The following is a 13,846-nucleotide window of genomic DNA, read 5'->3' as shown; positions in this document are numbered from 1 at the left end:
AGGCCGGGCCGTGGACTCCCGCCCAGCTCAAGCGTCGAGTCTCTCAGCTCGCCAGGTCGGCGCCGGCGACCAGACCCCGGACGCGCAGCTCGCTGGCGACCTCCGGCGGGCAGTCGACCACCACCGCCGAGGTGCCCAGGGTTTCCGCGCCCCGCGCCGCACAGATGTCGTAGAGGGTGCGGACCTGCGCGCCCGTGGCCACCCAGTCGTCCACCACCAGCACCCGGTCGTCCCGTCCCAGGTGCCGCTCCCGGACGGCCAGGTCGACCCGCCGGCCGCGGAAGTCCGGCGGGCTCTGTGCCCAGGTGAGCGGACCGGCGGGCAGGCGGCCGTCGCCCGGTTTGTGTGCCGGTAGGAAGCCCACGCCGAGCGCGGTCGCGGCGAGGGGTCCGAGCAGGAACCCGGTGACCGCCGGCGAGACGACGACCGTCGGCCGGGCGGCCCGGAACGGCTCCACGAGCGCCGGACCGAGGGCGGCGAGCAGGTCCGCGTCGCGCCACCAGCCGGACACGTCACTGACCAGGTGCGTGGAGCCCGGCCCGGGGTCGATCCAGCGACAGCGGGCGATGAGGCGGTCGCGCAGGTCGGTAGCCACCTCACCATCCTGCCGGAGGCCGGACGGTCCGCCCGGGAGATCCGGCATCGGCTGATCGACCGATCAGGAGAGTTCGTTCGGATTGAACCTTGCCGTGCGACGGCTGATTCCGCGCCCAGTCCTGCTCCACGGGTCGGTACGCGAGCCCGCCTCACTCTAGGGTCCTCCACGATCCGAGCGACTGAGGGGGACAGTCATGTCTGACGAGCTGAATCCGGACGGAGTCTCGCGACGCCGGGTGCTCCGCAACGGGGCGGTCATCGCGGCCGCCGTGCCACCGATGCTCATGGTGGATCCCGGCACCGCGTCGGCCCAGCAGGCCCAGGCGGTCACGATCGACCCCCAGCAGCGGTTCATCCGGCTGGTCGGCGGCGGCAACGGTGTCATCTACGCCATCCAGGCCGACGGCGGCCTGCTGTGGTACCGGCACCTGGGGTGGCAGACCGGGACGGCGACCTGGGCAAGCGGCTCCGGCCGGCGGATCGGCTCGGGCTGGCACGAGTACCGGGCGGTGTTCGGTGGCACCAATGGGTCCCTGTACGGCGTACGGGCCGACGGGACGGTCCACCTCCACCGGTATGCGCTCACCGACTCGCTCTCCGGTGCCGGATCGTGGATCGAGGAGGGCGAGGTCGGCCGGGGCTTCGACCGCTACCCACGGTTGGCCGGCTTCAACGGCAGTATCTACGGCCAGGACAACAAGGGCCGGCTGTACTGGCACCACTACGTCCCGGCGCTGCGGAGATGGGCAGCCGCGGGGCAGTACCTCGGCAGCGGATTCCAGGGCGGCGTACTCCAGGCGGACGAATTCAACGTCATCTACGCCTACCGCTACGGCAACCTCCACTGGTACCGCCACCTGGGCGGCCCGCGGTGGGCGACCGGTTCCGGTTTCCAGTTCGGTAGCGGGTTCCGCGACATGGCCTACAACGACGGTCTGTGGTTCGCCGGCCAGGGCATCCTGTACGCCGTTCCCCCGGACCCGCCTACCGGCACCCAGACCGGCACCCTTCTCCAGTACCGCGTGTTGAACTACCGGTCCGTTGGTCCGGACAACCGGGTGGTCTGGGCCAACAAGGGAGTGGCGTCGAAGGTGGGGCGCGGCTGGACCATGCAGAGCCAGGCCGCGCTCCAGGGCTACCCCAACACCCCGAGCGTCAAGCAGGGGGAGACGGTCCGGGTGGCGGTGTCGACGGGCTTTACGTCGCTCACCGCGTCTCTGGTCCGCCTGGCGCCGAACACCGGCGAACCGACGGTCATGACGGGCCCGATCCCGGTCGCCGGAGGCATCCAGCAGCTTCCACCCGGGTTCGTCAAAGCGGGTTGCGGCTGGGCGGACCGGATCACCCAGCAGATTCCCGGCACCTGGAAGCCGGGTCTCTACGCGGCCCGCCTTGAGGGGCCGCACCGGCTCCGCCGGTACGTGCCGTTCGTCGTCCGCCCGGCTCAGGTGACCAACCCGATCGCGGTCCTGCTGCCCACCTTCACCTACAACGCGTACAACACCTGGGGCGGACACAGCCAGTACTGCAAGGACCTGGCCGGTCGCCGTCCGTTCACCACCCGCCGGCCGTCGTCGGAGTGGAACGTCGACGACCCGGCGATGCGCGACCACACGCTCTTCTCGGACCTGATGCTGCTGCGCTGGTTGACCCGGCAGAGCCTCGAGTACGACTGCTACGAGGACATGGACCTGCACGCTTCCGGAGCGTGGCTGACGCAGTACCGGGTCCTCGTGCTGGCCAGCCACCCGGAGTACTGGTCCGACGCGATGCGCCAGAACCTGGTCAACTACCAGGCCGGCGGTGGCCGGATCGTCTATGCCGGCGGCAACGGCCTGTACGAGCGGGTGCAGGTCGACGCCAGCCGCACTGTGGTGACATATCGCAAGTCGGACGGGCTGCGCGACGTCTACACGGCGCTGGGACTGCCCGCCTCCCAGCTGGTCGGTGTCAACTACTCGAACCACAGCACGTACGCCTCATACAAGGTCGTGCGCGACCACGAACTCCTCGCCGGCACGGGCCTGAAGGTGGGGAGCACCTTCGGTCGCGACGGCTACAACGGCGCGGCGAGCGGCTGGGAGACCGACGCGATGGTCGGCCTGGCCGGCGAGGCGACCGAGAGCCAGGTGATCGCCCGTGGGCAGAACCCGGGCGGCGGCGCGGCCATGGTGTTCATCGAGAAGCCGAACGGCGCGTTGGTCTTCAGCGCATCCTCGATCTCCTTCGTTGCGGCGCTCGACAGCGATCCGGCGATGTCGACCCTCTTCCGCAACGTCTTCGACCGGATGCTGGAGCCCGGCCCGGCGGTCAGGGCCACGACGGCGCCGATGGAGCGCACCCGACCCGCGCCGGCGGTCCCGGAGCCGATGCACCTCGACTGATCACAGCCGGCTGGCGGGCCGGAAGGAACACCTCGGTCCGCCAGCCGCCGCCGGGACCCGCCGGCCTCCGCCTCGGCGTTGTTTCCGCAGCTCACGGGTTGGCTGAGCGGTCCAGTCGGGGTCGGATGATCGGCTACACGTTCCACCGCAATTCCGACCATACCTTCATGATCACGTTGACTTCGGAAGTGCTTCTCTCGTTACGGTCCGACCCGGTTTGTTCCGATGGCGAAAGGACCGGGCTGGTGGCTGGCAGGCACTCGCGTCCCCGGAGGTTCTCCTCCCCGACCGGCATCGCGGCCACCGCCGCGCTCGGTGTGCTCCTCGCGGTCGGAGGCACCGTCGGCGCCGTGCAGTTGACCGCCGGCGCGGAGACCGAGCGTCCGGCCGCCGTCGACCTGGCGCCCACCGGCGTGGCGACCAGCGCCGACCCCGGCTCGCCGTCCGCGTCGCCGAGCACCAGCGCCTCCCCGAGCCCGACCGCGAGCCCGAAGGTCACCCGTTCGGCGCAGGCCCCGTCGCGGAGCAAGCCGCGCACCGCCACGCCGAAGCCGACCGCCACGAAGAAGACCAGCACCGCCCGTCCGGTCGTGGACACCGGCTCCTGCGGCGCCTCCTTCTACTCGGAGGGGCAGCTCACGGCCAACGGCGAGACGTTCGACCCGTCGGCGATGACCGCCGCGCACAAGACCCTGCCGTTCGACACGAAGGTGCGGGTCACCAACCCGGCGACCGGCAGGTCGGTGACTGTCCGGATCAACGACCGCGGCCCGTTCATCGAGGGCCGGTGCCTGGACCTGTCCCGCGCGGCGTTCGCGGCGATCGCCTCCCTGGACGCGGGCCACGTCGAGGTCCAGTACGAGGTGCTGGGCTGAGCGGGTGCGGCACGGCGATCGGGCCGGTGGCGGGGACCGCCCGGCCAGATCCACCTCGGACGTCGGGCCAGGTTCATTCACCGTTTCACGTCGATCAGGCATGCTGTCCCTCGTACGCACGCACGCCTTCCAGTCGGGCCGCGGCCCACTGAGCCCCGGATCCCGCGCCGGCCTCGGCGCGGCCCTCGGCCTGCTCGCGCTCGTGTCCGCCGTGGAGTTGGCGGACGGCCGGGTTGCGAACTACATCGCCCTCATGGTCGCCGCGCCCTTCCTGGCCGCGGCCCTGGCCTCGTGGCGGGTCGTGCTGGGCGTGGGCGGAGCCGCCAGTGTCCTCGGCGCGAGTTTCGCGCTGGGCGAGCAGACCGTCTCGCTCTCCACCGCCGTCGCGGTCGCGGGGATCGCCCTGGGCACGGCGCTCGCCGCGGCCACGGCGGCGGTACGGCAGCGACAGGCCGAGCAGATCGCGGAGCTGTCGAAGCTCGCCGCGGTGGCCCAGCAGGCGGTGCTCCGTCCGCTCGGCCCGCAGGTGGGGTCCCTCGCGGTCGCCGCCCGCTACATCTCGTCCACCGCCACCGCGGAGATCGGCGGGGACCTGTACGAGGCGCTCGACACCCCGTACGGCGTACGCATGATCATCGGCGACGTCCGGGGCAAGGGCCTGGACGCGGTCCGACTGGCGAGCATCGTCCTGGGGTCGTACCGGCACGTGGCGTACGAGCGGGCCGACCTGCGGGCCGTCGTCGCCGACCTGGACCGGGCGGTGGCCCGCAGCGTGGGCGACGAGGACTTCGTCACCGCCGCCCTGGTCGAGGAGCGGGGCGGCACGCTGACGATCGTCAACTGCGGGCACCCGCCGCCGCTGCTGCTGCGCCACGGCGCGGTCATCCCCCTCGAACCGCCGGCCCCGGCGCCGCCGCTGGGGTTCATGCCGGTGGTCCGGCCGCGGGTCGAGCGGCTGGAACCGGGTGACCGGCTGTTGCTGTTCACCGACGGGCTGGGCGAGGCCCGGAGGGACGGGGAGTTCTTCCCGACCGCCGACCGGGCCTGGCGGCTCCTCGGTCACGGGACGGTCGCCGACGGGCTTGCGTCCCTGGAGACGGCGTTGGTGGAGTGGGTCCACGGCCGGCTCGACGACGACATCGCGCTGGTGCTGATGGAGTACACGGGCGCCCGCAGCGGGGTGACCGCCGCCGTGCCGAGCTGGGAGGTCGGCGCGGCCGAGGGCTGAGTTGCCGTGGCGTTTCCACCCCGTTGCGGTCCGTGCCGGCGCACCTGAACGGAAGGTGTGTAATGGTCGTCACTTCGTCGATCGGCTTGTCGCTGCCTACCCGCGAGTAATACAGTCGGGGTTACTGATCGGTAACACACCTGTCCGGAAGCGGGGCCAGCGAGCATGACCCACTACAAGAGCAACCTTCGGGACCTCGAGTTCAACCTGTTCGAGGTCTTCGGGGCGGACCGGACGTTCGGCCAGGCGCCGTACACGGAGCTGGACGTCGACACCGCCCGCAGCTTCCTCTCCGAGGTCGACCGCCTGGCCCGCGAGGACCTCGCGGCCAGCTACACGGACAGCGACCGGAACCCGCCGGTGTTCGACCCGGCGACGCACACCGCGCCGCTGCCCGAGTCGTTCAAGAAGTCGTACAAGGCCTTCATGGACTCCGAGTTCTGGCGGCTGGACCTGCCCGAGGTGCTGGACGGTTCCAACGCCCCGCGCGCGCTCTGGTGGTCCCTCGCCGAGCTGGTGCTCGGCGCCAACGCCCCGATCTGGATGTACGCGTCCGGCCCGTCCTTCGCCCACGTCCTGCACGTCGAGGGCACCGAGCAGCAGAAGAAGTGGGCCAAGCTCTTCATCGACAAGCAGTGGGGCTCGACGATGGTGCTGACCGAGCCGGATGCCGGCTCGGACGTCGGCGCCGGCCGCACCCGCGCCATCCAGCAGCCGGACGGCTCCTGGCACATCGAGGGTGTCAAGCGCTTCATCACCTCGGGTGAGCACGACCTCTCCGACAACATCGTCCACTACGTGCTGGCCCGCCCGGTCGGCGTCGAGGGCGTGGGCGGCCCGGGCACCAAGGGGCTCTCGCTCTTCGTCGTCCCGAAGTACCACTTCGACGAGGAGACCGGCGAGCTGGGCGAGCGCAACGGCGTCTTCGCCACCAACGTCGAGCACAAGATGGGCCTGAAGGTCTCGAACACCTGCGAGGTGACCTTCGGCGAGCACGGCGTTCCGGCCAAGGGCTGGCTGCTGGGCGAGAAGCACGACGGCATCCGGCAGATGTTCATGATCATCGAGTACGCCCGGATGATGGTCGGCACGAAGGCGATCGCCACGCTCTCCACCGGTTACCTGAACGCACTCGAGTACGCCAAGAACCGGGTGCAGGGCGCCGACCTGACCCAGATGGCCGACAAGACCGCGCCGCGGGTGACCATCACCCACCACCCGGACGTGCGCCGCTCGCTGCTGCTGCAGAAGTCGTACGCCGAGGGTCTGCGCGCGCTGGTCTGCTACACGGCCACCTGGCAGGACAAGGTCGCCATCGCGGAGACGGCCGGCGACGAGAAGGCCACCAAGCTGGCCAAGCGGGTCAACGACCTGCTGCTGCCGCTGGTGAAGGGCGTCGGCTCGGAGCGGGCGTACGAGCTGCTCGGCCACGAGTCGCTCCAGACCTTCGGCGGTTCCGGCTTCCTTCAGGACTACCCGCTGGAGCAGTATGTCCGGGACGCCAAGATCGACACCCTGTACGAGGGCACCACCGCGATCCAGAGCCTCGACCTGCTCTTCCGGAAGATCGTCCGGGACAACGGCAAGGCGCTGATGGCGGTCGCCGGCGAGATCCAGGAGTTCATCGCCACCGAGGGCGGCAACGGCCAGCTCAAGGAGGAGCGGCAGGCGCTGGGCAAGGCGCTCGCCGAGATCCAGACCATCCTGGGCGTGATGACCGGCTGGCTGGGCGAGGCGCAGGGCGGGGACACCCGCGCCCTGTACAAGGTCGGCCTCAGCAGCCGCCGGTTCCTGCTGGCGGTGGGTGACCTGGTCGTGGGCTGGCTGCTCCAGAAGCAGGCCGACGTCGCCCTGAAGGGGCTCGCCGGCGAGGTGTCCGCGTCCGACAAGGCGTTCTACACCGGCAAGGTGGCCGCTGCCCGGTTCTTCGCCCGCGAGGTGCTGCCGCGCATCGGCGCGGACCGGCGGATCATCGAGAACGCCGACCTGGACGTCATGGACCTCCCGGAGGAGGCGTTCTAAGTACGCCGTACCGCTCAGCGGTGTGGTGAGCCCGGGCCTGATCCGGGAGTGAGCTGGTCACGACGGCCGGCGGGTGTCGACCCGCCGGCCGTCGTGTTTCGTTCCCTCAGCGCGGCCCGGGGCCACGACCCCGTCGGTGGTCCCGCGGACGCCGAGCTCGGGCGGGGCTGCTACCTCCCTTTGCTCTGCTTCAACGGACGCAACGCTCCGGTGCCGGAACCTGTGCGTGGGTTGAAGCAGAGCAAAGGGGGCCGAAGGGCGATGGTCGTCCGGGCCGACGGCGGCCCATGATTTCGGGTGTTGTGCGGGTAGCCGCAGCTCACGACGGGTATCCACCGCGGACCACGGCAGAGAACGCCCAGAGCCACCGCACGGGGGAGTGCAGCGCACATGGGCATTGGTAGCGGCATCTTCCTGATCGCCGTCGGAGCGATCCTCACCTTCGCCATCCGGGCCAACGTCTGGTGGCTCGACCTACGCGCGGTCGGCTGGGTGTTCATCCTGGCCGGGCTCGCCGTCCTGCTCACCACGCTCTGGTTCTGGCAGGACCGTCGCAAGCGGGCACGAACGCTGATCGTGGAGGAGAACCGGCTGTCGCACCCCACCGCGATGATGCCGCCGCCTCCCGACCCGCCGCCGCCCACCGCGCCGCCGTCCTGACCCCGCGACGACACACGCCCCGAGCCGCGCACCGACCGGTGCGCGGCTCCGGCGTGGTTCGTCAACCCCGTGCCGTGTGCCGCGCGGTGATGACGCTTCCCGCCCGGCCCAGCTCCGCCCACTCGGCCGCCGTCCGATGCACCGCGATGTCGCTGGTGCGTAGCCCGTCCTGGTCCGCCCGATCCGGGTCGAGCAGCGCCGACAGAAGCGAGATGCCGGGATTGTGGGCAACGAGCAGCACCGTTCGGGCATTCGGATCCACTCGCCGCACCAACGCCAGCAGGTCCTCCGGGTGCGCCTCGTACGCGTCCGCCGCATAGTGGACGGCGGGCGCCGGCCCGGCGGACCCGCCCTCGGGCGGCGTCCCGGTCATGCCCAACGCCACAGCGTGCCAGGTCTCGCGGGTGCGCCGCGCCGCCGAGCAGATCACCACGTCGGGCAGGAGCGCGTGCTTGGCGAGCCACGCGCCGGCCGCCGCCGCGTCCGCCCGCCCCCGCGCCGCCAGCGGACGCTCCACGTCCGGTCCGTCGTCGGGCGGCTCCGCCTTCGAGTGCCGGAGCAGCACCAGCGTGCGGGCCTGGGCGTACGGGTCCGTCATGTCCCCAAGCTTGCCCGATTGGCGATCTCACCGCCTGGGTAAGTCGATGGCTGCCGCAACCTCACCGATGGCCGCGGCGACCGGAACGCCAGGTGACAGCCGAGGAGGCGACGACATGGGCATTGGTGGCAGTATCTTCCTGATCGCGCTGGGCGCGATCTTCGCGTTCGCCGTCGAGGCGAACCTGGGGTGGCTCGACCTGGCCGTGGTCGGCTGGGTGCTGATGCTCGCCGGTGTGGCGGGCCTGCTCGTCACCCTCTACTTCTGGAACTCCCGCCGCCGCACGGTGGTCGCCCGGCCGGTCCGCGAGGAGCGCGTCGTGGCCGACCCCGTCGTGCCGGCGCAGGACCGGGTCGTGCAGGAGTACCGCGAGGTGCGCCGGCCGGGCCCGACGGTCTGACGGCTGTTAAGAAGGGCCCCTTCCTCTACCGGAGGCGTTAAGGAGGGGCCCTTCCTTCGCGTCAGACGAAGAGGGCGAAGTAGATCGCGATGTGGTGACAGATCGCGGCCACCAGCGTGCAGGCGTGGAAGAACTCGTGGTGGCCGAAGACCGTCGGCCAGGGGTTGGGCCGCCGCAGCGCGTAGAAGACGGCACCGACGCTGTAGATGGCGCCACCGACGATCAGCAGGACCAGGGCGGTCACGCCACCGACGCGGAGGATGTCCGGCAGCATCGCCACCGAGACCCAGCCGAGCGCGAGGTAGAGCGGCGCCGAGACCCAGCGTGGGGCGTGCGGCCAGACGAGCTTGAGCGCGACACCGCCGAGAGCCCCACCCCACACCAGCGAGAGCATCACCGTCGCGGGCCGCGGCTCCAGCAGGAGGACGCAGAAGGGCGTGTACGTCCCGGCGATGAACACGAAGATCATCGAGTGGTCCATCCGGCGCATGATCTGGTAGCCCCGCTCGGACCACACCCGACGGTGGTAGAGGGCGCTGGTGCCGAAGAGGCCGCAGACCGTGAGGCTGTAGACGAGGCAGCTGACCAGCGGCGACCAGCCGGGCCGGGCGGCGGCGACGGAGCAGAGCACGATGCCGCAGACGAGTGCGACGAAGAACGCGTACGTGTGGAGCCAGCCGCGCATCCGCGGCTTGCCGATGTCGACCGGCTTGAGGCGAAGCGGTGCGGAGGTGGTCACGCCAACAGGTTACGGCACCGTAGGTTACTTACAAGTAGTGCGTCCGGTCACGCCCGATGAACGCGTGCCGGGGAAACGGCGACGCGGTGCCGTCCGGAAGGATGGCGGGATGCGGATCCGACCGGTCGGGGCCCACGCCCTGCTGCTCGACTGCGCCGGCGAGACCGACCCGGCTGCCGGGGACGACGTGACCGGCCCGGGTGGAGCCGTCGCGGCGCGGGTGGAGGCGTGGCGGGCCGAGCTGTGGCGCCGCCGGGAGCGGGGTGAGCTGCACGCCGTCGAGATCGTCCCGGCCGCGACCACCGTGCTGCTCGACGGCGTACGCGACCCGCAGCGCACCGCCGTGCTCGTCGCCGGGTGGACCCCGGCACCGGCCGCCACCGCCACCGCCCCCGCCGCGGTCGACGTGCCCGTGACGTACGACGGGGAGGATCTGCCCACCGTCGCCGGCCACTGGCGGGTCGACGTGCCGGCCGTCGTACGGCGACTCACCACCACGGAGTTCCGGGTGGCCTTCTGCGGCTTCGCCCCCGGGTTCGCGTACCTCACCGGCCTCCCCGCCGCGCTGGCCGTGCCCCGGCTGCCGAGTCCCCGCCCCCGGGTGCCCGCCGGCTCGGTCGCCCTGGCCGGCCCGTACGCCGGGATCTACCCGAGCGCATCACCCGGCGGCTGGCTGCTCGTCGGGCGCACCGACCTGCCCCTGTTCGACGTGCACGCCGAGCCGCCGGCCCGGCTCGGCCCCGGCACCCGCGTCCGGCTGGTGCCCGCGTGACCGCCCCGACCGGCGGGCCCGCCGGCACCGTCGAGGTGCTGCGGGCCGGTGCCCTCACCACCGTGCAGGACCTCGGCCGGCCCGGCTGGGCGCACCTCGGCGTGCCGCGCTCCGGCGCCCTCGACCCGGCCGCCCTCCGGCTGGCCAACCGCCTGGTCGGCAACCCCGAGCCCACCGCCGGCCTGGAGATCACCCTGACCGGGTGCGCGCTGCGGTTCACCCGCGCCACCACCGTGGCGGTGACGGGGGCGGACACCGACGTGCGGGTCGGCGCCCGCCCCGGTGACGTCGGACGGCCGCTCGCCGTGCCGGCCGGCGGGGTCGTCCGGGTCGGTCCACCCCGCACCGGCGTGCGGTCGTGGCTGGCCGTCGCGGGCGGGATCGGCGTCGAGCCGGTGCTCGGCAGCCGCGCCACGGACACGCTCTCCGGGCTGGGCCCGCCCCCGCTGCGGGACGGCGACCGGCTCCCCCTCGGTATGCCGGCCGGCCCGCCCGCCCCGGTGGACGTCACCGTCCCCGCGCCCCCCTCGGCCGAGCTGCGGTTGACGCTGCGCCTCGGCCCACGCGACGACTGGTTCACACCGCTCGCGCTCGACCGGCTGTTCGGCACCGCGTACACCGTCTCGCCGGTGAGCAACCGGGTCGGCGCGCGACTGACCGGCGCTGCCCTGCCCCGCGCGGTGGCCGGGGAACTGCCCAGCGAGGGCCTGGTGCTCGGCGCGGTGCAGGTGCCGGCGGACGGCCAGCCACTGGTGTTCCTCGCCGACCACCCGACGACCGGCGGATACCCGGTCATCGGGGTGGTGGCCGACGTGACCCCGCTCGCGCAGGCCCGGCCAGGGACTACGGTGACGTTCCATGGACCTCAACGCTGACCTCGGTGAGGGCTTCGGCATCTGGCGGCTCGGCGACGACGCGGCGCTGCTGGACCTGGTCACCTCTGCCAACGTCGCCTGCGGCTTCCACGCCGGGGACGCCCCCACGATGCGCCGGGTGTGCGCCGGCGCGGCCGAGCGCGGGGTCGCGGTTGGCGCGCAGGTCGGCTACCGGGACCTCGCCGGCTTCGGGCGGCGGCACATCGCCTACGACTTCGTCGAGCTGCGGGACGAGATCCTCTACCAGCTCGGCGCCCTGGACGCGTTCTGCCGGATCGTCGGCACCCGGGTGCGCTACCTCAAGCCGCACGGCGCCCTCTACCACGCCGCGGCCTGTGCCGAGTCGCAGGCGGCGGCGCTGGTCGCCGCGGTCGGCGAGTACGACGACCAGCTGCCGCTGCTCTGCCCGTCCGGCTCGGTGCTCGCCCAGCTGGCCACCGGTGCCGGGCTGCGGGTGGTCGCCGAGGGCTTCGCCGACCGGGGCTACCTGCCGAACGGGCAGCTCGTGCCCCGGGGCACCCCGAACGCCCTCGTCACCGACCCGGAGCAGATGGCGCAGCGGGCGGTCCGGATGGCCACCGAGCGGAGCGTGGTCGCGGTGGACGGCACGGTGATTCCCTGCCCGGTCGAGTCGATCTGCCTGCACGGCGACACACCGGGCTCGGTGCGCTGCGCCGAACTGGTCCGCGCCGCCCTCGTCGACGCGGGGGTTCCGCTCACCCCGTTCACGTGAAAGGAAGGGCCCCTTCTACAACGCCTCGCGTTGTAGAAGGGGCCCTTGTTAACGGGGCTCAGGCGTCCAGGCCGCGCAGCACCAGCGGGAGGCGGGTGACGGCGCCGTCGACCACCCGGACCGGAACGCCCCAGTCCTGCCGGGTCAGGTGGCAGGCGGCGTGCTCGACGTCGGCGTCACAGGTGGCGGCCTGGGCGGTCACCTGCAGCACGCCCTCGGCCACCGCCTCGTTGACCACGAGCCGCCGGGACAGGTCGGTGCCCGTGCCCGCGCCGTCCAGCAGCAGCTCCGGCGGCGAGGCCGAGACCACCAGCCGGGTCGACGGCCCGTACGTCTCGTCGAGCTTCTGCCCCGGTGCCGGCGTGAAGATGACGTCCAGGGTGACCTCGCCGGCCGCCAGGTCGGTCGGCTTCCGCTCGGCGCGGTGCCGCGGTCCGTCGACGGTGCTGGCCCCCGCGGCGGTGAGCGCGCCCGGCGCGAGCCGGGTCAGCCGGTGGGCGGCCGACTCCACGACCAGCACGCCGCCGTCCGGCGTGACCACCAGGTCGCTCGGCTCGGCGAGCCCGTCGGCGACCGTGCCGACCGCGTCGGTCTCCGGGTCGTAGCGGCGGACCGCGCCGTTGTACGTGTCGGCGATCAGCACCGAGCCGTCCGGCAGCGCGCACACCCCCAGCGGGTGCTGGAGCAGCGCCTCCGCCGCCGGCCCGTCGATGTGCCCGAAGTCGAAGAGCCCCTGGCCGACGGCCGTGCCCAGGACCCCGTTCTCGACGTACCGGATGGCGCTGGTCTCGCTGTCGGCCACCCACAGCCGCGAGCCGTCGGCCGACACCGACAGGCCGGAGGGCTGGGCCATCCACGCCTCGGCCAGCGGGCCGTCCTTCAGCGCCTCGACCGTGGTGCCCGCGTACATGCCGGCGGTGCGCTTCACCGGGTCGAACCACCAGAGCTGGTGGATGCCGGCCATCGCGATCACGACCTTGTCGTCGTACCAGGCCAGGTCCCAGGGGGAGGAGAGGTCCACGGAGCGGGCGTCATGCGCGTGGTCGTCGACCGTGGAGCGCCACTGCCGACCGGTGCCGGCGACGGTGACCACCTCGCCGGTGGCCAGGCGCACGCCGCGCAGCAGGTGGTTGACCGTGTCGGCGACCACCAGGTCGTAGCCGGCGACCTCGGCGACGTGCGTGGGCAGCAGGCAGAGACCCTGCGGCTCGGAGAACGTGGCCGCTTCGGCCGGGCCGTCGGCCCGGCCGCGCTCACCGGTGCCGATCCGGCGGACCAGCGTCTCGCCGTCGGGCGCCAGCTCCGCGAGCGAATGCCGGGCCGAGTCCGACACCAGCAGGTTCCCGTCGTCGAGTACGACGGCCTTGCCGGGGAAGCGCAGCGTGGTCTCCGGCTCGGCGGGCGGCACGTACGGGCCCTCGCCCCGGTGCAGCGTGCCCTTCGCCTCGTGGGTGGCGATCAGGTCGTCGATCAGCCGGGACAGCCCCTCGGCGTGGCCCTCACCGGCCATCGTGGCGACCACGTAGCCCTCGGGGTCGATCACCGCCAGGGTCGGCCAGGCGCGGGCGGCGTACTGCTGCCACATGTCGAGCTCGGGGTCGTCGAGCACCGGGTGGTGCACCCCGTACCGCTCCACGGCGGCGGCCAGGGCGTCCGCGTCCTTCTCGTGCTCGAACTTGGGCGAGTGCACGCCGATGACGACGAGCACGTCGCCGTACTTCTGCTCCAGCGGGCGCAACTCGTCGAGTACGTGCAGGCAGTTGATACAGCAGAACGTCCAGAAGTCCGCGATCACGATCTTGCCCCGCAGATCGGACAGGGTCAGGTCCCGCCCGCCGGTGTTCAGCCAGCCCCGGCCGCGCAGCTCGGGGGCTCGTACTCGTGCGCTCATGACCCCATCGTGCCTGACCACCGGCTGCGGACCGGCCCGAGGGGGCGGACGATCTCCATGGCGGGCGTCATC

Annotated in this window: 13 protein-coding genes; 9 read left to right on the top strand and 4 right to left on the bottom strand. The window is 72.4% G+C overall.

Annotated features, from left to right (window positions below; all coding sequences use genetic code 11):
- Nucleotides 1-43: 43 nt before the first annotated feature.
- Complete coding sequence (locus GKC29_RS03840) at nt 44-643, bottom strand: phosphoribosyltransferase (RefSeq protein ID WP_370463306.1); 600 nt, start codon at nt 641-643, stop codon at nt 44-46.
- Nucleotides 644-791: 148 nt separating this feature from the next.
- Between GKC29_RS03840 and GKC29_RS03835 the strand changes: the two genes are divergently transcribed.
- From GKC29_RS03835 to GKC29_RS03815, 5 genes are all read left to right on the top strand, one after another.
- Nucleotides 792-2,981 (top strand): N,N-dimethylformamidase beta subunit family domain-containing protein, encoded by a 2,190-nt coding sequence (locus GKC29_RS03835; RefSeq protein WP_155329509.1) that lies wholly within the window; start codon nt 792-794, stop codon nt 2,979-2,981.
- A gap of 245 nt (nt 2,982-3,226) precedes the next feature.
- Nucleotides 3,227-3,856, top strand: a complete 630-nt coding sequence (locus tag GKC29_RS03830) for a septal ring lytic transglycosylase RlpA family protein (RefSeq protein WP_196255797.1) — start codon at nt 3,227-3,229, stop codon at nt 3,854-3,856.
- Between the two features lie 100 nt (nt 3,857-3,956).
- Nucleotides 3,957-5,084: a PP2C family protein-serine/threonine phosphatase gene (locus GKC29_RS03825; RefSeq protein ID WP_155329508.1), complete on the top strand. Its 1,128-nt coding sequence runs from the start codon at nt 3,957-3,959 to the stop codon at nt 5,082-5,084.
- A 165-nt stretch (nt 5,085-5,249) separates the two neighbouring features.
- Nucleotides 5,250-7,106 (top strand): acyl-CoA dehydrogenase, encoded by a 1,857-nt coding sequence (locus GKC29_RS03820; RefSeq protein WP_155329507.1) that lies wholly within the window; start codon nt 5,250-5,252, stop codon nt 7,104-7,106.
- A gap of 390 nt (nt 7,107-7,496) precedes the next feature.
- Nucleotides 7,497-7,766 (top strand): DUF6458 family protein, encoded by a 270-nt coding sequence (locus tag GKC29_RS03815; protein WP_155329506.1) that lies wholly within the window; start codon nt 7,497-7,499, stop codon nt 7,764-7,766.
- Between the two features lie 61 nt (nt 7,767-7,827).
- Here the strand turns inward: GKC29_RS03815 and GKC29_RS03810 are convergent, their stop codons facing one another.
- Nucleotides 7,828-8,364, bottom strand: coding sequence for a histidine phosphatase family protein (locus GKC29_RS03810; protein ID WP_155329505.1), 537 nt, complete (start codon nt 8,362-8,364; stop codon nt 7,828-7,830).
- A gap of 115 nt (nt 8,365-8,479) precedes the next feature.
- On the opposite strand from GKC29_RS03810, the gene GKC29_RS03805 reads away from it, so the two are divergent.
- Nucleotides 8,480-8,764, top strand: coding sequence for a DUF6458 family protein (locus GKC29_RS03805; RefSeq protein WP_155329504.1), 285 nt, complete (start codon nt 8,480-8,482; stop codon nt 8,762-8,764).
- A gap of 61 nt (nt 8,765-8,825) precedes the next feature.
- Here the strand turns inward: GKC29_RS03805 and GKC29_RS03800 are convergent, their stop codons facing one another.
- Nucleotides 8,826-9,503, bottom strand: coding sequence for a hemolysin III family protein (locus GKC29_RS03800; RefSeq protein ID WP_155329503.1), 678 nt, complete (start codon nt 9,501-9,503; stop codon nt 8,826-8,828).
- Nucleotides 9,504-9,612: 109 nt separating this feature from the next.
- Between GKC29_RS03800 and GKC29_RS03795 the strand changes: the two genes are divergently transcribed.
- The 3 genes from GKC29_RS03795 to GKC29_RS03785 are packed head-to-tail and all read left to right on the top strand — an operon-like array spanning nt 9,613 to nt 11,883.
- Nucleotides 9,613-10,275 carry an allophanate hydrolase subunit 1 gene (locus tag GKC29_RS03795; protein ID WP_155329502.1) on the top strand — a complete coding sequence of 221 codons (663 nt, stop codon included), beginning with the start codon at nt 9,613-9,615 and terminating at the stop codon, nt 10,273-10,275.
- Nucleotides 10,272-11,150: a biotin-dependent carboxyltransferase family protein gene (locus GKC29_RS03790; protein ID WP_155329501.1), complete on the top strand. Its 879-nt coding sequence runs from the start codon at nt 10,272-10,274 to the stop codon at nt 11,148-11,150. The genes GKC29_RS03795 and GKC29_RS03790 overlap by 4 nt, the downstream gene beginning before the upstream one ends.
- The gene (locus GKC29_RS03785) at nt 11,134-11,883 is read left to right on the top strand and encodes a LamB/YcsF family protein (RefSeq protein WP_155329500.1); all 750 of its coding nucleotides are present in this window, start codon (nt 11,134-11,136) and stop codon (nt 11,881-11,883) included. The genes GKC29_RS03790 and GKC29_RS03785 overlap by 17 nt, the downstream gene beginning before the upstream one ends.
- A gap of 58 nt (nt 11,884-11,941) precedes the next feature.
- Here GKC29_RS03785 and GKC29_RS03780 read toward each other — a convergent pair whose 3' ends face one another.
- Nucleotides 11,942-13,774, bottom strand: coding sequence for an NHL domain-containing thioredoxin family protein (locus tag GKC29_RS03780; RefSeq protein WP_155329499.1), 1,833 nt, complete (start codon nt 13,772-13,774; stop codon nt 11,942-11,944).
- Nucleotides 13,775-13,846 lie beyond the last annotated feature (72 nt).

Source organism: Micromonospora sp. WMMC415, from assembly GCF_009707425.1.
In the GTDB taxonomy this organism is placed as follows: Bacteria; Actinomycetota; Actinomycetes; order Mycobacteriales; family Micromonosporaceae; genus Micromonospora.
This window is presented reverse-complemented; position numbering and strand designations above follow the sequence as displayed.